Source organism: Pseudoalteromonas sp. OANN1 (assembly GCF_024124685.1).
In the GTDB taxonomy this organism is placed as follows: domain Bacteria; phylum Pseudomonadota; class Gammaproteobacteria; order Enterobacterales; family Alteromonadaceae; genus Pseudoalteromonas; species Pseudoalteromonas piscicida.
In genome coordinates this window covers 42,505-64,809 of sequence record NZ_JAMXSE010000010.1, presented here as the reverse complement: position 1 = coordinate 64,809, position 22,305 = coordinate 42,505, and the positions used below count along the sequence as shown (strand labels likewise).

At 42.9% G+C, this 22,305-nt stretch carries 18 protein-coding genes; 15 read left to right on the top strand and 3 right to left on the bottom strand.

Going from position 1 to position 22,305, the window contains the following annotated elements; genetic code table 11:
* Window positions 1-2: 2 nt before the first annotated feature.
* Window positions 3-4,490 (bottom strand): EAL domain-containing protein, encoded by a 4,488-nt coding sequence (locus NH462_RS10640; RefSeq protein WP_253105655.1) that lies wholly within the window; start codon window positions 4,488-4,490, stop codon window positions 3-5.
* A gap of 481 nt (window positions 4,491-4,971) precedes the next feature.
* Between NH462_RS10640 and NH462_RS10635 the strand changes: the two genes are divergently transcribed.
* Window positions 4,972-5,166, top strand: a complete 195-nt coding sequence (locus NH462_RS10635; protein WP_010607506.1) for a (2Fe-2S)-binding protein — start codon at window positions 4,972-4,974, stop codon at window positions 5,164-5,166.
* Window positions 5,167-5,198: 32 nt separating this feature from the next.
* Here the strand turns inward: NH462_RS10635 and bfr (NH462_RS10630) are convergent, their stop codons facing one another.
* Complete coding sequence (gene bfr, locus NH462_RS10630; RefSeq protein WP_010375235.1) at window positions 5,199-5,663, bottom strand: bacterioferritin; 465 nt, start codon at window positions 5,661-5,663, stop codon at window positions 5,199-5,201.
* Between the two features lie 17 nt (window positions 5,664-5,680).
* Window positions 5,681-6,148: a bacterioferritin gene (gene bfr / locus NH462_RS10625; RefSeq protein WP_010607507.1), complete on the bottom strand. Its 468-nt coding sequence runs from the start codon at window positions 6,146-6,148 to the stop codon at window positions 5,681-5,683.
* A 272-nt stretch (window positions 6,149-6,420) separates the two neighbouring features.
* On the opposite strand from bfr (NH462_RS10625), the gene NH462_RS10620 reads away from it, so the two are divergent.
* The 14 genes from NH462_RS10620 to NH462_RS10555 all read left to right on the top strand — a co-directional run bounded on the left by NH462_RS10620 (window position 6,421) and on the right by NH462_RS10555 (window position 22,287).
* Window positions 6,421-6,747, top strand: a complete 327-nt coding sequence (locus tag NH462_RS10620) for a DUF2946 family protein (RefSeq protein ID WP_130127299.1) — start codon at window positions 6,421-6,423, stop codon at window positions 6,745-6,747.
* A gap of 383 nt (window positions 6,748-7,130) precedes the next feature.
* Complete coding sequence (locus NH462_RS10615) at window positions 7,131-8,240, top strand: efflux RND transporter periplasmic adaptor subunit (RefSeq protein ID WP_253105654.1); 1,110 nt, start codon at window positions 7,131-7,133, stop codon at window positions 8,238-8,240.
* Between the two features lie 13 nt (window positions 8,241-8,253).
* The gene (locus NH462_RS10610) at window positions 8,254-11,379 is read left to right on the top strand and encodes a CusA/CzcA family heavy metal efflux RND transporter (RefSeq protein ID WP_253105653.1); all 3,126 of its coding nucleotides are present in this window, start codon (window positions 8,254-8,256) and stop codon (window positions 11,377-11,379) included.
* A 60-nt stretch (window positions 11,380-11,439) separates the two neighbouring features.
* Window positions 11,440-12,321 (top strand): cation diffusion facilitator family transporter, encoded by an 882-nt coding sequence (locus NH462_RS10605; RefSeq protein WP_253105652.1) that lies wholly within the window; start codon window positions 11,440-11,442, stop codon window positions 12,319-12,321.
* 107 nt (window positions 12,322-12,428) lie between these two features.
* On the top strand, window positions 12,429-12,947 hold the full coding sequence (locus tag NH462_RS10600; protein ID WP_253105651.1) for a hypothetical protein: 519 nt from the start codon (window positions 12,429-12,431) through the stop codon (window positions 12,945-12,947).
* Between the two features lie 14 nt (window positions 12,948-12,961).
* The gene (locus NH462_RS10595; protein WP_253105650.1) at window positions 12,962-13,573 is read left to right on the top strand and encodes a superoxide dismutase; all 612 of its coding nucleotides are present in this window, start codon (window positions 12,962-12,964) and stop codon (window positions 13,571-13,573) included.
* Between the two features lie 142 nt (window positions 13,574-13,715).
* The gene (locus NH462_RS10590) at window positions 13,716-15,074 is read left to right on the top strand and encodes an AlkA N-terminal domain-containing protein (RefSeq protein WP_253105649.1); all 1,359 of its coding nucleotides are present in this window, start codon (window positions 13,716-13,718) and stop codon (window positions 15,072-15,074) included.
* Window positions 15,071-15,532 (top strand): methylated-DNA--[protein]-cysteine S-methyltransferase, encoded by a 462-nt coding sequence (locus NH462_RS10585; protein ID WP_253105648.1) that lies wholly within the window; start codon window positions 15,071-15,073, stop codon window positions 15,530-15,532. Before NH462_RS10590 ends, NH462_RS10585 begins: the two co-directional genes overlap by 4 nt.
* A 104-nt stretch (window positions 15,533-15,636) precedes the next feature.
* Window positions 15,637-16,362, top strand: a complete 726-nt coding sequence (locus NH462_RS10580; protein ID WP_253105647.1) for an amino acid ABC transporter substrate-binding protein — start codon at window positions 15,637-15,639, stop codon at window positions 16,360-16,362.
* Between the two features lie 56 nt (window positions 16,363-16,418).
* Window positions 16,419-16,997 (top strand): thymidine kinase, encoded by a 579-nt coding sequence (locus NH462_RS10575; RefSeq protein WP_010374832.1) that lies wholly within the window; start codon window positions 16,419-16,421, stop codon window positions 16,995-16,997.
* A 181-nt stretch (window positions 16,998-17,178) separates the two neighbouring features.
* On the top strand, window positions 17,179-18,576 hold the full coding sequence (locus NH462_RS10570) for an ATP-binding protein (RefSeq protein ID WP_069023152.1): 1,398 nt from the start codon (window positions 17,179-17,181) through the stop codon (window positions 18,574-18,576).
* A 400-nt stretch (window positions 18,577-18,976) separates the two neighbouring features.
* On the top strand, window positions 18,977-20,233 hold the full coding sequence (locus tag NH462_RS10565) for an HlyD family efflux transporter periplasmic adaptor subunit (RefSeq protein WP_253105646.1): 1,257 nt from the start codon (window positions 18,977-18,979) through the stop codon (window positions 20,231-20,233).
* Between the two features lie 14 nt (window positions 20,234-20,247).
* Window positions 20,248-20,970, top strand: a complete 723-nt coding sequence (locus NH462_RS10560; protein ID WP_099030642.1) for an ABC transporter ATP-binding protein — start codon at window positions 20,248-20,250, stop codon at window positions 20,968-20,970.
* Window positions 20,971-20,973: 3 nt separating this feature from the next.
* Window positions 20,974-22,287, top strand: a complete 1,314-nt coding sequence (locus NH462_RS10555; RefSeq protein ID WP_253105645.1) for an ABC transporter permease — start codon at window positions 20,974-20,976, stop codon at window positions 22,285-22,287.
* Window positions 22,288-22,305: the final 18 nt, after the last annotated feature.

The following is a 22,305-nucleotide window of genomic DNA, read 5'->3' as shown; positions in this document are numbered from 1 at the left end:
GATCAAGCTCGTGAGCGTTCATGCTGTTCGTAAAATGCGAGCAAATCGTCAATCGCCATAGGCTTTGCGAAGTGGTAGCCTTGCATATATTCACAGCCTACGTCTCTTAGATAATTAAGCTGAGATTCTGTCTCGACACCTTCTGCAATACACTTCATGTTTAAGCTTTGCGCCAATAAATAAATGGTTCTAATGATAGATTTATTCGCGGGTTTTGCGCTCATATTGCGTACAAACCCTTGGTCAATCTTTATAATATCAAGAGGGAACTCATTCAGATACGTGAGTGAAGAAAAGCCAGTGCCGAAGTCGTCGAGTAGCAATATAAAATCAGCCCGCTTCATTTCGTTGATAGTTGCTCGTGCCTTAACCATATCAGACATAAAAATTGACTCGGTGATTTCAAGTCTTAAGCAACGATTAGTAAGACCATGCGCTTTTAAAATCTCAGTGAACTGGTGTGCGATATCTGAGCGTAAAATATGTACCGCGCTTAAATTAAGAGATAAATAAAAGTCTGGTTCTTGTGTAAACAATGGACGCAATTCTATTAAGGCTCTGATAAGCGCTTGCTCAGTCAAGGTTTCGATCAAGCCGCTTTCTTCAGCGATTGGAATAAAATCGCATGGAGGAATTAGTATGTCATTATTGCGCCAACGCATGAGTAACTCAACGCCTGCAAGCTGCCCCGTTGTGGTATTGATGATAGGCTGATAGTGATTGAAAAACTCACCGTCTTTAACTGCCGTTTTCATTGCGGTTTCTAACCGAAGCTTTTTACTGATCTCTTCATTCATTGTCTCAGTAAAGAACTTGAATGCATTTCTTCCCGATTGCTTTGCATGGATCATGGCGATATCCGCGTTACGGATTAAGGATTCTGAGTCCGGTGCATCAAACGGGTAAACTGCAACGCCAATACTGGCAGATACACTCATGGTGATCCCATCAATTTCGATACGTTCGGGTATGTGCTTCACTAAGCGGGAGACTACCTCGCTCACATATTCGATGCTAGGGAAGGACTTAATTAGCACAAGAAACTCATCGCCACTCTGCCTTGCTAAGATACAATTATTGTTAATTTGCTCTTTGATCCGCTTAGTTATCGCGACCAGTAGTTTATCGCCAATATGATGTCCATAGGCATCATTAATTGGTTTAAATTTATCTAAGTCAATAAAGAGTAGGGCACAGCTTTGCTGTGTGTTGTTTGCGTTAAACAGCGCAAATTCAATGTGCTGTAGCATTAAGCTGCGATTCGGCAGCTCCGTCAAAGCGTCGAAATTGGCGAGATATCTAAGTTCATTCTCGGCTTTTTTCTGCTCAGTCAAATCGGTAACAACGACCACGAAGTATTGGAGATTCACATTGTCCTTGGAAACCGCGCTAATGCTTAGTTGAACTGGATGCACTTTATCCCAGCCGTCTGTAACTTGAACTTCCTGTCTTAGATATTGATTTGGTCCAAGAGATTTTAAATTTGCAATTAAACCGTGGAACTTCTTTTGCCCGATGGCATTAACAAAACGCTCAGTCGTTAAGTCGTTTAACGCTTCGTTTTCCTGCAGTTGAAATGCTCTACAGAAGCTACTATTGACCGAAATGGGCTGTAAGTTAGGGTCTAAGATCACAATCCAATCGTTCACTTGGCTGAAGGCCTCACCCAGCATATTTGCGCGCATCTGGTTCGCTTTTTGCGTGGTTACATTGGTATAAATACCGTGTAGTTCAGTGGCTTTGCCTTGTGCGTCAAACTCTGCGACTTGGCCAAAGTCGTGAAACCAGTGCCAATTATTGTCAGTGCAGCGCAGTCGATAAGATAGAGAAAGCTGCTCTTTGGTCGGGTTAGAAATAAATTTCTTCCAAGCACGCTCGACAACTTCTCTATCATCCGGATGAATGGCGTTATAGTGTTCTTGCAACGTCATAGTATCACTCTCAAAGCCAAGCGCTTCGGCGCGCTGCTGTGTGATTTGGCGTGCAACGACATCTGCTGACCAAACGCCGCTTTTGGTTGATTTCAACGCCAGCTTCGTTTGCCTTCCTGCATGCGTAACGGCTTTAAGTGCAGTTTCAAGCTGACGTTGTTTCTGTTTGTGCTTAATAACGACGAGCGATATTAGCGCGAATGCACTTAGACTGTATAAGATTAATGCAACAGGCGAGCGCCATGGAGAGTGAGCAACATGAAAGCGCAAGTTGAGTGCATTGCTCAGGTCATCACCGTCAAGCGAATGCGGTGCAACGATTAACTGATAATCACCAGGGAGTAATTGATTTAGAAATACTTTGTTTCGTTTTAAGCTTGAAAACGTAAGTGCACTTGGACCATGCAAAGAAGCTTGGTATTGAATATGATGATTGGCATTGAAGTCAAAATCAGAAAACAGTAGCTCAATGCCCATGTCATCAAACTTAAAATCAAATGCTTGCAATATTGCATCAGGTGCTAAGTAGGTTTGATCCCTGCTTAAAATATCCATTTGAGTGACCAGTAGTGGGCGGCGCTTAACCGCGCCATCTGAAAACTGTTCCGGATCGAAAGTGATAGAGCCGTTGACTGTACCGAACATCAGCTTGCCAGATTCAAGTGCTGCTGCTGCCCCTCCGTTAAACTCAAGCGTCGGCAGGCCTTGATTCGTTCCAAAGGTTTCCAATACTTTATTTATTGGATCAAATTTAAACATGCCGCGTTGACTGCTGGCCCAAATCATTCCATCTCTATCTAACTGGAGATTGTAGATAGCTTTACTCATCAAACCTTGTTCAGTCGTTAGCTTGTATTCTTCGGCGTAAGTATCTTTATTGATCCCGACTAGACCTTCGGTTGAGGTCGCCAACCATAGTGTTCCAGCTCTATCTACTACCCAACTATTAACGGCGGAGACCAAGTGCTTATCCGATTTGTTGTAAATTGTTGTTAGGGTATCTGTTGACTCATTATATTTGACCAAACTGATGTCCGTACTTATCCAATATTCATCGTTAGTCGTATCCAAAGGCGGTAGGATCAAAAAGCTCTGTGCCGCTGCCAGCTGCTTTGACAGTCCTTCTAATGCCCGCACTGTACTAGTGGCAGCATCATATTCATAAAACCCGTTGCTATTGATAAATGGAAACTTACTTTCTGAGTACTTAGCGATACCCCAGCTATATGGTTCAAGTTTGTCACCATTTTCAAGCGTAATTGGGTTTAGCTGTTTGGTGTCGGTGTTAAATAGTGCGGTCTCTTGAGTTGTTTGTATAAGAAATGTATTTTTGTCGAAATATGAAGAATTAAAAATAGAGAATACAGCATCTGCTCCGTACAGCGCTTTTGGGTCTCTATTTTGCAGGTAACTGGATTTCAATTGCTGGGTGCTCAAATCAAACTCATTAATGCCGTTATCCGTACCGAGGAGTACCGTGTTATTGTTGGTAGGGTGAATCGACCAGATATTGTTATTGGCAAACCTGTCTTGGGTGTTTATAAATGTTGTAAAGCGCAGCGAGCTTGAAGGCCATAAATATGCACCATCATTATACGTGCCCATCCATAGGTTATTGTTTCTATCTGCGTAAAGGTTAGTGATACTGGGGTTGGTGAGACGATATTGCCCCTCGGTTAAGGAAAGCACCTTTGAACTGGTTTTTTTTCTTCTATCAATAAGCAACAATCCATGTTCGGTAGCAATAAACTCGCCATAGGGAGTGATTTGATGTCCCCAAATATTTTTCTCAGGAACAAGCTCATAGCTTTTTGAAGCAACAAGTGTTTGATTACTGACTGGAATTACAAATAAGCCTTCTACAGTACCAACGAGTAACCCCAACGATGGGTCGCGTTTGAGTAATTTAACATCATGACTGAGTTCTGACTTTGAATCTGTGTAATTTATTTGCTCTACATTGCCGGTCGCAAGAGAATAGGTGAATAGACCTTCCGTTGTACCAATAATCACAAAATTACCGATAACGTTTATGGCGCGAATGTAGCTACTTGGTGCGAAGTGAGTGAGTAATTCTGACTTTAACGTATCGCGATCTAATGTGTAGAGGTCACTTTCAATGGAGAAGATGATATTTTCTCGATGAGCAATGGCTGTAGCGATGGGTTTTGGAGCTGCGTTGTTGTCTTGACGTTTACCGTCGTAGATTTGTTGAACTGTGTAGTCATCAACATTCAGTAAAAACGCACCGCTGATACCAGTAGAGATCAGTAACTCGTCATTCGAGATATTGAATAACCCAACTATTTCTTGCTCATCAAGACCCTGAGAGGCTGCAATACTAACGATTTGATTGCCGTCATAGCGGTTTAAGCCTTGAAGAGTACCGATCCAAATAAAGCCATGTTTATCTTGTGTGATGGCGGTGATTGCTGATTGACTTAACCCCTCCTCAACAGAGAAACGAGAAGTATATTGACCGAAGTTATGGGCGTGGCTAGGCGCGACTATGCAACACAAAGATAATAATATAAAAAAACACAATAGCGCTTGCTTCATTAAAAGACCTTTCTCTATCCAATCTCATTTAGTCCTTTAACAACATGTTACCAAATCAAACTAAGCTGATCCGCGCTAATAAAACTGTTAGCGGTGACGCGAAGTCTAGCGGAAATGCTAGATTGAAATCAACTTAAACCTTGGTTTTTATGCAATATATTTAACAATTTATACATGTTTAAGGTTTGTCATTTGTAGCAAACAAAACAATCTTCTTGGGTGAAAGTGCACCCAAACTCTCATGTTTAAAGTGAAACTCATCTGGTTAAGTTAAGCGTAGCAGTTTTACTGGATTTTTCTTAATTTTATAGAAATAAACGTCGGCTTGAGTACGACGTTTTACGAAGTGTGAATAACGAAGTCTTTGCTGCAGCTTACAAAGAAAAATAATTCGCATTTATAGCTAAGGTATGTGTTGATAATTGTTATCGTTTAGATTAAACTTGTTTTCAGTTAATGAGTTTGAGATTGGTTTTCATTTATGTACGTGTGCATTTGCCATGGTGTTACAGATAAAAAGATTGCAGAGACGATAGACGATGGTGCTCGTTCAATGCGTGATCTTAGCCAGACATTATCTGTTGGTAAGCAGTGTGGAAAGTGCTGTAACTGTGCGAAGAAAATTCTAAATGAAAAGCTGATTGCGATTGTTGATGTCACTGATCAGGTTGCGTAACAGTACATTATCACGCAACCTCAATTAAATACTTATAGTTGAGACTGTAAGTAGTTTTCTATTCCCATCACCTTAATTAGATGTTGCTGAGTTTCAAGCCAGTCAATTTGCTCTTCTTGCTCGTTTTGGATTTTATCTAACGCTTCACGGCTGATGTAATCTTGCTTTTCTTCACACAATTTAATTGCTGCTTGGAGGTCGACCAAAGACGCTTGCTCAAATGCCATATTGCAATCAATCATCTCAGCGCTGTTTTCACCAATTTTTAAACGACCTAAATCTTGTAAGTTAGGAAGGCCTTCCAAGAACAAAATTCGCTCGATAAGGCGGTCAGCGTTTTTCATTTTTTGTATTGAGACTTTATAATCCGCTTTGTCTAACTGGCTAAAACCGAAGTCTTTAAACATACGTGCGTGCAAAAAGTATTGGTTGATACCTACCAACTCATTGGCCAAAACTTTATTAAGCGCTACGATTACTTCTCTATCACCTTTCATTTGTCGAGTCCTTAATATTAAAGCTGAGATTGGATATAATTCGGAGCACCGATAAGATCAATCAGGCGAATTTGCTGCTCTAGCCAGTAAACATGATCTTCTTCTGTATCAAACAACAGCTTTTCAAGCGTTTCTCGAGATTGGTAATCTTGCTCTTCTTCACAGATTTTGATTGCTTCTTTAACGCATTCGACAACTTCAAGCTCTAGTTTTAGGTCGTTTTCCATCATGGACTTAACATCTTGGCCGATGAGTAGATCACGACGTTTTGTCATGTTAGGTACTCCTTCCAAGAAAAGAATGCGTTTGATCAACCAATCTGCATGCGTCGTTTCTTCTTCACGTTCGTGCTCAAGGCGTTGGTATAGTTTGCTCAAACCCCAATCTTCGTACATACGTGAATGGATGAAATATTGATCGATAGCTGCAAGCTCATTGGCTAATAGCTTATTGAATGCGTCGATGACTTTTTGTTTACCTTGCATGCTGTTACCTCAAACTGTGAATATGCGGCTAGTCTAACGGATTTATGTGATGTGTCAATGAAAAATCTTTATAAAACATAGTGTTATATATTGATTATAATTCGCATTTAAGTTGATGTTTTGGCCTAACAATGCAAATTATTGTTATTTCATTTTGAGTAGGATCAGTAATGACAGGAAAAAATAAGACTTAAAGCTTAGCGCTACTATTGACAGGACAAGTGCAGGTGGTAAATTGACATCGATCTTTTGTGTTAAAGAGAAGTGTAGATTTGAATAAGCTAATCCTGATTTTTGTGATGCTTCTACTTGCGGTGCAATCCGTAAGTGTATTTGCGTCTGAATCTAGCTTCCATCAAATCGAAGTGTCTCACCTCCAACATACTCACGACCATGCTGAAGATGTGCAAGCAGACTCCAGCGGACATCATACAAAAGATTGCCACCACTGTGGTCATTGCAGTGGGACGCATTTGAATTTAGTGATTTTAAAATCTTTACTCCCCTTTGAAATGCGACCAAATAGCGAAATTTATCCTCAATCAGATACCAAAGTGCGCGCTTTTGTAGAGCAAGCACATCGTCCACCGATCGCTTAAGTAGCGGTTATCATTGAAGGTGTGATCTCAATTTAACTTAACTAACCTGAGTTTAGGTTGATGAGTAAATTGATAAATCCAACTTAGCGCAAATTCGTGCTTGTGAGTAAACAACTAGGCCTGTTTTCCATGCTTATGTGTCCTGCTTTCAGTGGTACTGCCTACTCCGTTTATACCAATTGTATTAAGTCAATGAGCTACGTTAACACTAATTGGTATTACTCCTTCTTAGCTGATGGCGTTGATTACAGATAAATCACGTCTGCTTGAGAAGCGCATTCTTGTTTACGAATTGGCACTGTAAAAGCACTGCTTGGTGCAATTCGTTAAACAAGCTAACGGTTTTGAACGTCAACTTACGTTCTTGAGTAAAAGAGTATCGAATGACAAACTTTAAAATTTTCTCCATCTATTTCGCGGTGAACGCGCTTTTTAGCTCGCTGGCATATGCCGGCGACGGTCATGAAGAACATGAAGAGGAAGAAAATGCCATCGTACTAACGCAACAGCAGATGCGTTTTGCTGGAATTCAGACCAAAGAAATCAAGCTGGAAAGCCATGAGCGTTTTTATTTTGCGCCTGGGGAAGTAAAAGCCAATGGCTATACCAGCTATTTAGTATCGCCAAGAGCCGATTCAATCGTGTTAAAGCGACACACTACACTTGGTTCTATGGTTAATGTTAACGACCCACTTATCACCTTATTCTCAGAAGCAATGGCGCAGGCCCAAGCGCAGTACTTGGTGGCTTCAACAGAGTGGGATAGAGTGAAACGCTTGAGCAAAGAAACCATTAGTGAGCGCGAGCGTGTTCAGGCAAGTGCCGATTTTAGTTCGGCTTATTCAAAGTTGTTGGCACTTGGCGTAACAGAAAAAGAGATTAAAGAAATAGCCACTAAGCCCGCCAGTGAACTTGGCCAATATACGCTCGTTGCTGAGCGCGAGGGGGTGGTAACTCAAGATGCCTTTACTCAGGGCCAGCATGTTGCTTCTGGCACAACTTTAATGGCAATCACTGATGAAAGCGAGCTATGGGTGGAAGCCCGTTTACAACCGAACTCTCAACTTTCGTTAGCGGTTAACTCTAAAGCATTGATTGGCATAGAAGATCAGCAATATGCGGCTCGAGTTATCCAAGAAGCGCATACAATCGACCCCATTACTCGAACCAGACAGATCCGCCTATTGGTTGAAAATAGTGACGACAAGCTACACGCAGGGATGTTTGTTAACGTCAACTTTATCATACCGTCAAAAGAGCCAACCATTGCGTTACCTGCAGACGCGTTAAGTCGTGGGCCTGACGGCGATTGGGTGGTGTACATCGAAGAAGCACCCGGCGAGTTCCATCCCAAAGAAGTGACTTTAGGTGAAGACTTTGGCGCTCAGGTTGAAGTTATCGGTTTGGCTGTGGGTGAGCGCGTGGCCGTAACCGGGGCGTTCTTTATTGCCTCAGAGCAAGCCAAATCAGGCTTCGATCCGCATAACCATTAAGGGGAGCCTCATCATGTTTAATCGAATTATCGATTGGTCTGTAAACAATCGGCTTCTAATTATTCTTTTTTTACTCGTTATCACGGCAACTGCTAGCGTGACTATTCCAAAACTCAACTTAGATGCGTTTCCCGATGTAACGAATGTGCAGGTTGCGGTGAATACTGAGGCGCCGGGACTTGCAGCGGAAGAAGTTGAGCAGTTAATCACCTATCCCATTGAGGCTGTGATGTATGCCTTGCCTGATGTGCAGCAAGTGCGTTCAATTTCTAAAACTGGTCTATCTGGCGTTACGGTAGTATTTAAGGAAGGCACTGATATCTACTTTGCCAGACAGTTGGTATTTGAGCGCCTCCAAGCTGCAAAGGAGTTGATCCCAAGCGGTGTGGGTACGCCAGAAATGGGGCCAAATACATCAGGGCTTGGTCAAGTATTTCAATATATGCTGATGAGCGATCCGAACTCTGAATATGATGCAATGGCCTTACGTAGTCTCAATGACTGGGTGGTCAAGCTGTTAATAATGCCAATTGACGGGGTAACTGATGTATTGGCTTTTGGCGGCGATGTGCGCCAATATCAAGTCAATATTGACCCCAATAAACTCTTGGCTTATGCGCTTACTCAGCAAGATGTGGTGAGTGCCATTGAACGTAATAACCAAAATGTCGGCGGTTGGTATCTCGAGCGCGGTCAAGAGCAGTTGGTGATCCGCGGAACAGGCTGGTTTCAAAGTGGGGAGAAGGGGATCGAGGAGATTGCCAACGTGCCCGTCAAAACCATTGATGGCACGGTCGTGACTGTGGCTCAGGTTGCTACGGTATCGATTGGTGGAGAAATCCGCCAAGGCGCGGTGACGATGTCTAGAAAAAGCGGCTCGGGTGAAGTGGAACAGCTCGGTGAAGTCGTAACAGGCATAGTGCTAAAGCGGATGGGAGCAAACACCAAAGCAACCATTGATAGCATTAACAACCGCGTGGAACTTATTAACAAAGCACTACCTGAAGGGGTAAGGTTTGAGCCTTTTTACGATCAGTCTGATTTGATCAGCAAAGCAGTTCAAACCGTCGTTGAAGCCTTGGCACTGGCATTTATTTTTATTGTTGTTGTGCTTGCGCTGTTTTTAATGAATCTGAGAGCAACTTTTCTGGTGCTCATTTCAATTCCTATTTCAATTGCTATTGCACTTGTGGTCATGGCGTGGCTGGGTGTATCTGCCAACTTGATGTCGCTAGGCGGTATCGCTGTAGCGATAGGGATGTTAGTTGACGGCTCAGTCGTGATGGTAGAAAACATCTTTAAACACCTAACAAAGCAAAAGGAAAGTGATGACTTCTCAGTGGGACTTATTGTTGAGCTTGCAGGAAAGGAAGTGGCAAGACCAATCTTTTTTGCTGCCAGTATTATCTTAGTGGTATTCACTCCGTTATTTAGTTTTGAAGGGGTTGAAGCCAAACTATTTCAACCTATGGCAATCAGTATTATTTTGGCTGTTGTTGCAGCGATATTTGTTGCCCTTATCATCGTCCCAGCACTTGCGACCTACTTATTTAAACATGGCGTTAAAGCGCGAGAGAGCATCATTCTCGTCGCACTGGAAAAAGGCTACCGTTGGACGTTAAGTCGAGTGTTGCATAGGCAAAAGTTGTTGATGGCAATGGTCATTTTATTAATTGCGGCGGCTGGCTTTACGTTCACTAAAATTGGTACCGAGTTTGTCCCAGAACTTGAAGAAGGCACCATCAACCTAAGGGTAACGCTGGCACCTTCCGCCAGTCTTGAAACCGCGCTTAATGTTGCGCCTGAGCTGGAAAAAATGCTGCTCACTTTTCCTGAAGTAAACTACGCGCTGAGCAGAATTGGTCGAGCGGAGATAGGTGGCGATCCTGAACCGGTAAATAACATTGAAATCTATATTGGCCTTGCGCCAGTAGCACAGTGGCAAAGCGCAAACAATCGCTACGAATTACAAGCCTTGATGGAACAAAAGCTATCGACTTATCCTGGCTTACTGTTTAATTTTTCACAGCCTATTGCGACGCGTGTCGATGAATTACTCTCAGGCGTTAAGGCGCAGTTGGCGATTAAGTTATTTGGCCCAGACTTAGCTGTGCTTGCAAAAAAAGGCAAGGAAATTGAAGCGGCCGTAACGCAAGTTGAGGGGACGGAAGGCGTACAACTTGAGCAAATAGCAGGTGAGTCACAGCTGATCATCACCCCAAAACGTCAAGCGTTATCTCGCTACGGTTTGGCAGTTGGAGATGTTATGGCACTAGTACAAGATGGGATTGGTGGCAGTAAAGCAGGGCAGGTTATCAACGGTAACGAACGCTATGATATTTATGTCCGCTTGGCACCTCAATACCGTCAAAGCAAACAGACCATTGAAGAAATACGTTTACAATCGAGTTCAGGAGCGTGGACCCGGTTGGCTGATGTTGCGAATGTTGAATATCAATCTGGTCCACCGCAAGTAAGACGAGATGACGTTCAACGTCGAGTGGTGATCCAAGCTAATGTGCAAGGTCGGGATATGGGCAGTGTAGTAAGTGATATTCGCGCGGCTATTGATAGTAAAGTTGACTTACCAACAGGTTATGGTGTCGAAATAGGTGGTCAATTTGAAAACCAGCAACGAGCACAAAAACGCTTAGCAATCGTGGTGCCGCTATCTTTGGCGCTAATAGCACTCTTGCTTTACTTTGCATTTGGTTCAATGGCTCAGGCTGCGCTTATTTTAGTGAATGTGCCGCTTGCGGTCATTGGTGGGGTATTTTCTTTATATATCTCAGGACAATATCTATCGGTCCCAAGCTCGGTTGGGTTTATCACCTTATTCGGTGTCGCGGTACTCAATGGTGTGGTCATGGTTGAGAGCATAAACCAGCGATTGGCTGAGGGAGAATCGCTTCATTCAGGTGTCTTTGAGGGAGCAATTTCAAGGCTTAGGCCCGTGCTTATGACTGCGATCACCTCTGCACTGGGACTTATTCCCATGCTGTTATCGACAGGAGTGGGCGCTGAAATTCAAAGACCGCTTGCCAGTGTAATTGTTGGTGGATTACTAACGTCAACCTTGCTGACTTTGTTTGTATTGCCAGCACTTTATCCACTATTCTCAAAGCAAATTAAAAATTAGTAATGCCCGTGGGGGCCATTAAGAGTGGTCCCTTCTTCGGATCAATAAATAGGATTGAGTATGTCTCACGCACATCACCATCATGGAAACAAGCTCGGTTGGGCTGTATTTGTTAATATTCTACTGAGTGTCGCGCAGGTCGTTGGTGGCATTCTTTCTGGCAGTCTCTCTTTGGTTGCTGATGCGCTACATAATTTAAGTGACGCCGGTGCGCTTATTATCGCGTTAGTCGCGCAAAAAGTTGCAAGAAAGCCGGCCTCACTTGAACTCACTTATGGCTATCAACGTGCTGAAATAATTGGGGCATTAATTAATAGCGCGACACTCATCGTTGTTGGCGTTTATCTGCTGTTTGAGGCGATTTCTCGATTTCTAAGTCCAGAACCAATTGATGGCTGGATAGTGGTGTGGCTCGCGGCCTTGGCGTTAGTTATTGACGTTATCACAGCGCTTATTACCTATTCTGCAGGTGCAAAAACCAGCCTAAATATTCGTGCGGCATTTATTCATAATGTTTCTGATGCTGCGGCTTCCGTTGCGGTGATCGTGGCTGGAACATTAATCATCTTATATCAATGGTACGTGGTGGATCTTATCGCCACTGTATTGATCTCCGCATACGTAATTTACCATGGCGTTGAACTAAGTAAGAGTAGTATTAGAATCCTCATGCAGGCGACGCCAGATAATATGAAGATTCAAGAGGTTAAGGAATATCTTGAGACTCAAGAGAATGTTAAGACAGTAAGCCATATTCATGTTTGGCAGCTCAATGAGCATGAATATATTTTAGAGGCGCAAGTTGTCATTACATCCTTGAGCGACCAAAGCACGCTAGCACGATTAAAAGGTGGGTTACAGTCGCGGTTTGGATTGTCGCATACCACACTTGAATTAACCGAAGACTCTTTGATAACACATCAGTGTGTAGAAATTAAATAAATACAAATGAAAATAGTTTGCATTAATGTTTATGTGATCGTATAGTGCCCAAATAGCTCATACTGGTTTGCTTGCACAAGTAAGCTAGTTCGGTAATAGGGTAGAATATGAAAAATCGCATGGACCTTAGTGCAAATCGCTTAGCCAGCGGAGCTTGCGCGTTATCTTCAGTGCTGTCACCTTGGCAAGCTAAAATACTCTCAGGTAATCAAGCATATCAAGCGCAAATATTTCTGCGTGCCCGTGACGAATATCAGGTTGCATTGACACTCGCGACAGGTATTTTAGATGAGTTTTTATTATGTCAAAAAGACAATGTCGTGATGAGTGCCATAGCGCATAGTTTGCCAGCTGTCGTCGTATCCGCGCATAATCTAGCTGACACCTTTATTGCGCTTGATCAACCAAATAGAGCGTGCCAGCAACTTATCTCAATCCATCTGAAGATACATGCAACCTACCTTGAATATAACAACGAACTTGCCCCTATTGCCTTGCATCATTTGCATAAAACTCGGCAAGAGTTGATCCATTTTGCAAAACGTTATCCTCATTTACCTGAGCTTATTCATCAAATTAACGAAGCGATGCTGGTAACGCACCTGCATTCTCGCGTTTTACATTAACATTTGGAGGTCGAATGGCTTATACCTTACCTGAGTTACCGTACGCATATGATGCACTGGAACCACACATCGACGCGAAAACGATGGAGATCCATCATACTTTGCATCATCAGACATATATAAATAAAGCAAACGCCGCGTTAGAGGGGACGGAGTTCGCGGGTAAAGACACTGAAACGTTGCTGAGAAATATTAAAACGTTACCTGAAAACTTACAAAAAGCAGTGCAAGAACATGTTGGCGGGCACAATAACCATAGTTTGTTCTGGCAAATTATGACTCCAAATTATGCGCCTCTATGTGACGGGCCGTTAAAACAGGCGATAGAAAGTGAGCTCGGTGGTTTTGATAGCTTTAAAACTGAATTTACAAACGCTGCTGTCAGTCGGTTTGGCAGTGGCTGGGCATGGTTAGTTGTCGATGAAAATGACAAGTTAGCGGTGACGAGTAGTCTCAACCAAGACAGTCCCTACATGGAGCAGCACACCCCAATATTGGGTTTAGATGTGTGGGAACATGCTTATTACCTCAAGTATCAGAATCGTCGACCAGAATACATCGCGGCTTTTTACAACGTCATTAATTGGTCTGAAGTCGAGCGCAGGTATAATCAAGCAATAAGTTAGTACTTTTCTTATTTCCTCAGTTAGTTAAGCCCCTAGCGGGCTTTTTTCATGAATACTCCAAACATGGTTGAGTACCAAAAATGGCTAGTTTGCTATAGTGATAGCTATTAGACTGAGTGAAAACGAAGTACGAGCGAAAGTCATGTATACACCAGAAGTTTGTTCTCAAGCTAGAAATAGTCGCGATGCTAGATTTGATGGGTTGTTTTTTGTTGCGGTCAAGAGCACCGGCATTTATTGTCGGCCAATATGCCCTGCACCTGCTGCAAAAGAAAAAAATGTAGAGTATTTTCAATTTGCCCACAATGCTGCGCAAGCTGGCTTTAGACCTTGTATTCGCTGTCGCCCCGATAGTGCACCGGGTAGTTATGCATGGCTTGGCACGGAAACAACCGCAGTCAGAGCCAAAAAGTTAATCGATGAGGGGGCCTTAATACGCCATTCGACAGAAGACTTAGCCGATAGGTTAGGCATTTCGGTCCGTTATTTAAATAAAGTATTCAATCAATACTTTGGCACCAGCCCCAAACAATATGCACTTTATAAGCAATGTGACTTAGCTAAGCAGCTGTTACAGCAAAGTGACCTTCCTGTTACGCAAGTCGCGTTTGCCGCCGGGTTTAACTCATTGCGACGCTTTAATGATGCATTCCAAAAGCTGTATCAGTTATCACCAAGTCAACTCAGAAAAGACGCAGGTAGTGGCTCTACCATTGCGATTTACTTATCCTATCGACCACCATACAACTGGGACAAAATGCAGCAGTTTTTAGCGATGAGAATTGTGCCAGGTATCGAGTGGTTAACAGAAAACAGTTATGGGCGAACCGTCATGATACAAGGTGAAACAGGGCGTTTCACCGCGACAATCGAGCCTGAAAAACATCGCTTTAAAGTGGCTATCGCGCTCAGCGATTTATCCTTGTTAGTTCAGATGATTGCACAGATCAGGCGTGTGTTAGATTTAGATGCGGACACCTGTTTTATTGAGTCTCACCTTCATGAAGCCGCGCCTGATTTGCCGCTACAAGAGGGACTCAGATTACCCGGGATCTGGAGTGAGTTTGAAGCGGGCATGAGAGCTATTTTGGGTCAACAAATCAGTGTTCAAGCGGCGAGAAACTTACTTGCTTTATTGGTCGAAACGCTCGGTGAGGTGGCTGAAGATGGCATGCGTTATTTCCCTGAGCCTAAGGCTGCATGTGATAGTGATCTTGCCTTTTTCAAAATGCCTGAGCGACGAAAGGCGGCTATTAAAGCTTTTGCTGAGCAATACGTTGGTTCGGAGCATGTTGAACTTGATGACTGGTTAAATATTAAAGGGATAGGCCCTTGGACTGTCGATTATGCAAAAATGCGCGGATTGAGTCACCCAGACATTTATTTGGGTGGTGATTTGGGGGTCAAAAAGGCAATGGAAAAATCCTTAAAAACAATAGATATCGAAAAGTGTGCTCCTTTTCGTTCTTATTTAACTTTTCAACTATGGCAACAATTATGATTGAAACTACATTAACCTCGCCCACTGGAGAGTGGATAATACAAGCGTCTTCTGATGGTTTACGATATGTCGGTTTTTTTCCAAAAACGCGCTATGAGCAAGGGGAAAATCGGCATACAGAAATGGCAAAAAAACAGTTAACAGAATACTTTGCTGGCAAACGCCAACGCTTTGATGTGGTACTTGATGTGGATGGTACGCACTTTCAAAAGCAAGTCTGGCAGGTGTTGGCACAAGTACCATTTGGTGAAACGCATAGCTATGGTTGGATAGCTGAGCGCTTAGGTAACAAAAATGCTGTCCGTGCTGTTGGCGCTGCTAACGGCAAAAATCCAATTAGTATCATCGTGCCTTGTCATCGCATTATTGGTGCAAATGGCAAACTAACAGGATATGCTGGCGGACTTGAAGCGAAAGAGTGGTTGTTACAACATGAGGGAGTGAGCTTCAAAAAATAGAGTATACTAGTGGTTAATCGTTGTTATTTCGATTGACTATATGTTTGGAGTGAATGTTGAGACTGCTATTTATTGTTTTTTGCGTTTTTACTTCGTGGGCCTGTATGGCAACAGAGGTTCGCTTTTGTTATGAAGATAAACATGCTCCACCCTTTATCCATGGTGCAGGACAAACTGTGCCATCGGCAAATCCAGGCGTCACGATCCAGATAGTACAACAGCTTGACGAGCACGTAAAAGAGGTGAGCTTCACTTACACTCGAAAGCCATGGAGCCGTTGCTTGCATGAGCTGGAAAATGGCAAAGTTGATGCTGTAGTGGCGAGCCACCGAGCGTCTAGAGAAGCGCAAATGGCGTATCCAAAGAATCCCGATGGCACGATTGCTCAACAATATGCAATTAATCGGATCAGCACTTGTTTACTCAAAAGCAAAACGAATAAAGCAACATTAAACCTGAGCAAAGAAATAGAACTCGCTGTCCCTCGTGGCTATGCTATTCGAGAAAGTATGCCGAAGCACTTTTCTATATTCGAAACCGACTCGTTGGAGCATGCTATTGCCCTGGTTGAAAATGAATTACTTGATGCGACCATAGGTCTTTGCCAAATCGGTAATATGCCAATCACATTATCACCCCCCTTTAACCACTTAGAAGCGGTTTTTCCACCGTTAGAAACGTCGTTTGGTTTTATGGCATTTTCTGAGCAGTTTTATCAGCAGCACCCTGAGTTAAGCTGGAAAGTGTGGCGTGCAAGTCAGCTTATTAACCTCGACACCTTATATAGTGAGTATTTACGTTCACAAACCACCCAAATGGATAAGCAATAGATCTTTTAATCGTTAGTCAGTAAACTAGCGCGAATTTTTATTTCGAAATATCTATTATGGCTCAGCTTTATTTTTACTATTCGGCAATGAATGCCGGTAAATCTACGACTTTATTGCAGTCGGCATTTAACTACCGAGAGCGAGGCATGCGCCCGTTTATTATCACAGCTGCAATTGATAACCGTGCTGGTGTGGGCAAAGTAGCGTCGCGTATCGGTTTAGAGGCTGAGGCGCAAGTTTTTGAAAGCCAAACAGATGTGAAAGCACTACTGATGTCTGCTCATACCGAGAATAAAATTGACTGTGTATTGGTAGATGAGTGCCAGTTTCTAACAAAAGCTCAAGTCGCAGAGCTGACGGATATCGTCGATGAACTGCGGATCCCGGTATTATGCTATGGTCTTAGGACGGACTTTCGTGGTGAGCTGTTTGAAGGCTCGCAATATTTGCTGGCGTGGGCAGATAAATTGATTGAGCTAAAAACCATCTGTCACTGCGGTCGCAAAGCAAACCGAGTGCTTCGCACCGATGAGCACGGTAAAGCTATTGCGGATGGCGATCAAGTTGTGATTGGTGGTAACGATAGGTATGTTTCTCTTTGTAGAAAACACTATAAGGATGCCCTAAGCGCATAAGTATATTCAAACCTGATGTGCTGTGAAGAGTGGCTTCTTTACAGTACAGATCCCGTTCTATAGTCACTCAGTATTTCTTCCTACCATAGTGCTAAATATATACCATTTTCTGGTTCGAATAATTTGGTAAACCTGCGGATTTGTACCATCCTTAAGAAATAGGAGTAAGGATGTCATTTTAATGAGTCAGCAGCAGCCATTATCTTTCTTAAACGTTTCAGAGCCTGATGAACAAAGCCTAGACGAGTGTGCATCTCCTTGGGTCGTGTTGATCGTCGATGATGAACCTGAAGTGCATGATGTGACTAAACTTGTGTTAACGGCTTACAGGTTTGAATTAAAACCGCTCGAGTTACTTCATGCCTATAGCAAAAAAGAAGCGATTGATATTTTAAGCAATCGAGATGATGTTGCATTGATTTTACTCGATGTCATTATGGAAAGTGAAGAAGCGGGTTTAGAATGTGCGCAATACATACGTGAAGAACTTGGCTATCATAACGTGAGAATAGTACTACGAACCGGTCAGCCCGGCAGTGTGCCGGAACATGAAGTCATGCTGCGTTATGATATCAATGACTATAAAAATAAAACTGACCTCACCAAATCTCGTCTATTCACTATGTTAACCAGCTCGCTGCGCTCTTATCGAGATTTAAATCGACTTGAGTTGTTGACCGATGAACTAACCAAACTTAACGAAGGATTGGAAGAAAAGGTCAAGCAGCGCACCCATGAACTTGAGTCGTCAAATGATGCCTTAAGAGAGGCATATAACCGTATTGCTGAGCAGCAGCAAGCGTTGATCCAATCAGAAAAGCTCGCTTCAGTAGGACAGTTTGCTGCGGGTGTAGCCCATGAAATAAATAATCCGCTTGCGTACTTAAAAAGTAACTTAGAGTTTGTACAAAGTTCGTTGGTTAAGTTGTATCGAGCTTGGCAATTTTTGGCAAATAATTCACAACTCTCGCCTGAATGTGCAAAATCACTGAGTGAATTGGAGAAAGAGTATCAACTAAACTGGGCTTTGAGTGAAAGTGATGATGTGATGGCTGAAATGCACTCGGGACTCGACAGAATTCAACTGATTGTTAAAGAACTGAGTGTGTTTTTTGAGAGTAATCAAACTCAGTTTCAGCAAGTAGAATTCTATTCTCAAATTATGGATTCTGTGATGATTAATTTGGAGTTGGATGGTACAAACTTAAGCCTAATTGAATTTGAAAAAGGAGAGCGGTTTGAGTTGCACTGTGCCCCAGCACTCCTAGAACACAGTATTTACTGCCTCATAAAGAACGCTTTAGAAAGTACGGGTAGAATGCGAAAGGCCATTAAAATAAACACGAAAGTTGAGGATCAAACACTCTCTATCGATATCTTCGATTGTGGTGAGGGGATTGCGGATAAGCTGGTACATCGAGTATTTGATCCGTTTTATACCACTAAAGCCTCAGAAAAGCATGTGGGACTTGGGTTAACTATCGCATCTAATATCATCAAATCTCACGGTGGTGAACTGATCATAAAATCTACTATCGGTAAAGGCACCAGAGCGACTATAAATTTGCCACTAATTTGATTCAACTCTGGTTAATGCACTCTCCAATTATTAAATCTGAACTTAAAGAAATCAGTTAGTTTGCTATCTATCCAATCCTCAAGTTATCTCTTCAGTCGATATATTAAGATGCAGAAATGTGGCGACTGACACCTATAGCGCTATAACTTTAGGTGAAGAAGTGTCCGCTGCGGACACTTTTTCCGTCCGCGGACATATTTTATCCACTTCTTAAATAAAATAAATCAATAAAATCAACGCTTTAAATTTTGGCACAAAGTTCGCCTCTTTTACTGCATACAAACTAATAAAGAAGATACGTTATGTGGTTAAGTACTGCTTTTTTAATTTCACCCTTGATGATGTTGGCTGTAGCAACGGTTGTGGCGGTATTTGACTCGTTAATTCGAGGAGAATCATTATGATTAAAGACACAAGCGGACAAGACGAAGTGCTCCAAACTGGTAAATCTAAAAAGAAGCTTGGTCTTGTAATAGCGGGTGTTGTCATTATTGCAGCGCTTAGCGCACAAGTCGTGTTTGGTGGACCCAAGGCTAGTAGCTCCGTGGCCAAAGATAGAGTACAAATTGCAGCCGTGACTTTCGGTGAGTTTACCCGCGATATTGCCGCCACAGGTTTTGTCGTTGCTGCAAATGCACCACAAATTTACAGTCCGGAGCAGGGTTACGTCTCTTTACGGGTTAAAGCGGGTGATAGCGTGACTCAAGGTGAAGTACTAGCCACGGTCAAAAGCCCAACCTTAACTAACCGGCTCCAACAAGAAGAAGCTGAGCTGCAAAGACTGAGTGGTGAGCTTGAAGGGAAAAAGTTAGATGTTAGACGTCAAAACTTGGCGTTAAATCGCTCCTTAGATCTCGCTCGTGTCGAACTATTAGCGGCAGATAGAGAAGACCGACGTGCTCAGTTGTCTATCCAAAAAAATCTCATCAGCCAAATTGATTTAGAAGAAGCGCAAGACGACCTAGCGCGGGCAAAATTAAACTTCAATCATGCAGAGCAAGAAGTTGCGCTAGGCAAAGATACCTTGGCATTTGAGCTTAAATCTGTTGAGAATCAGCTTGAGCGGCAACGTTTAATTGTTGAAGAATTAAAACGTCAAGTTGCAAGTTTAGATGTGATTGCGCCGGTTTCAGGCATAGTCGGTAATTTATTAGTCGATCAAAATGCGCTAGTTAATGCCAATCAGGGGTTGATGAAACTCGTTGACTTAAGTGCTTATGAAGCAGAGCTGCAGGTTCCTGAAAGTTATGCGGCAGAGCTTGGGCTCGGGATGGCTGTTGAGCTTAGGATTGGCAACCAAAATATTTCTGGCGTGTTATCTGCGATTTCCCCAGAAGTTAATAACCGTGAAGTCACCACTCGAGTGCGCTTTTCGGACGAAAACATTGATGGCATTAGACAAAACCAGCGTTTGTCTGCTCGGATTTTACTAGAGCACAAAGAAAACACCTTAATGGTTAAACGTGGTGCTTTCATGAGTGAAGGTGGGCACATTGCTTACAAGCTAAGTGGTGATATCGCTGAGCGAATTGAGATCACCACTGGTACCTCAAGCATCAGTGAAGTTGAAGTGCTTAACGGCTTAAAGCAAGGCGATCAAATCATCATCAGTAGTTACGACGCATTCGAACGTGCGCCCAGCATCTTATTAAGATAAGAAGGAAAATAATAATGTTAGTTATGAATAATATCGGCAAAGTATACCAAACTGATATGGTGCAAACACACGCACTCAGAGATTTTAACCTGCAAGTAAATGAAGGAGAGTTTATCGCGGTAACGGGCCCTTCTGGCTCAGGTAAAACAACTTTCTTAAATATTGCTGGGATGCTAGAGGGGTACTCTAGTGGCCAATATATGCTAGATGGAATTGATGTTGGTAAGCTGAACGACAATCAAAGAGCTGATCTGCGAAACCAAAAAATCGGTTTTATTTTTCAAGGCTTTAACCTTATCCCTGATTTAAACTTGTACGAAAATGTTGAAGTGCCACTACGCTATCGTGGTATCAAGGCGGCTGAGCGCAAGCGCAGAATTGAAAACTGCCTCGAGCAAGTTGGCCTTGCTGGCCGCGCAAAACATTTGCCACAACAGTTGTCCGGTGGTCAGCAACAGCGTGTAGCTATCGCAAGAGCACTTGCTGGTGAGCCTCGCTTTTTACTCGCCGATGAGCCAACGGGGAATCTAGATAGTTTAATGGCGCGTCAGGTGATGGAATTACTAGAACAAATTAACCGTGACGGCGCAACGATAGTAATGGTTACCCACGACCCGGAACTCGCAAGGCGCACACCAAGAAACATCCAAATTGTAGACGGACAGGTTGCGGATTTTACTTTGTATCAAGGTAAAGGTGCGGCTTCACAAGCGTTGAAATCTCAGGTAGGAGCGTAAGTTATGTTTGTCCATTACCTTGATTTGGCATGGCGTAGCCTCAAAGCCACGCCACTTGCAACTAGCCTAATGGCGCTGGCCATTGCTATTGGTATTGGCGTCACTATGGTGAGTTTGTCTGTGTATCACATGATGTCTGCCGATCCAATTCCAAGTAAAAGCAGCAAACTCTATGCTGTACAACTACAAGTGATGGACGAGGGAGAAACCTATCATTCAGCGGATGATATACCCTTTCAGCTGACATTTTTAGATGCGAAAAACCTCTATCAAACGCTAAATATCGACAAAAAAGTAGCGATGTTTAAATCCGGTTTTGCGGTTCATGTAAACAACCCCGAAGTGAGCCCCATGCTGCAAACGACACGGCTAATAACCCGAGAGTTTTTTGCCATGTTTGAGTTGAATTTTTTGTATGGTGGAGTGTGGAGCCAAAGCCAAGCAAACAATGCTGCACCTGTGGTTGTTATTGACGAAACTATCGCACAAAAGCTATTTGGCCGCAGTGATGTGGTGGGAGAAAGTATTTATTTAGCGCAGCGAAGATATCAAGTCGTAGGGGTAACTAAGGAGTGGCAGCCAAACGTTAAAATGTATGACTTAAACAATGGCGCGTTTGCTGATGCAGAGCGTATCTTCATTCCCTTCAGTCATGCGGCAGCTTATGAGATTGATACTTGGGGAAATACAAATGGTTGGAAGCGCGAAGAGATTAACAACTTCACGGACAAAATGAATTCAGAAATGCTTTGGACTCAGTTTTGGGTTGAATTAGAGAATGAAAAAGAACAACAAGCGTTAGCAACACAACTAGATAACTACATCCAAACCCAACAAGATTTGGGAAGATTTAACCGTAAAACACGAGAATTTTCACTTCGAAATGTCACTGAGTGGCTTGAGTACAATAATGTAGTCAGTGAAGATAACAAAGTCATGATTGGTTTAAGTTTTATGTTCCTTGCTGTTTGCTTAGCCAATATTCTTGGATTGTTACTGGCGAAATTTCTTAAACGTGCCCCTGATGTTGGCGTAAGAAGAGCACTTGGCGCAAGTAAAACGCAGGTGTTTTACCAACACTTGGTTGAAGTGGCGTTGCTTGGTTTTATGGGGGGAGTAATAGGGATAGTTTTTGCTCAGCTTGGCTTATGGGGGATCCGTAAAACTAGCCATGTCTACGAAAGTCTTGCAACGATGGATGTCTCTATGCTGTTAGCAGCGCCGAGCATCGCTATTGTGACTTGTATTCTTGCTGGGCTTTACCCAGCTTGGATAGTGTGTAAAACATCACCTGCTACTTATTTAAAAGTGCAATAAGGCAATAAGGAGAGTCCC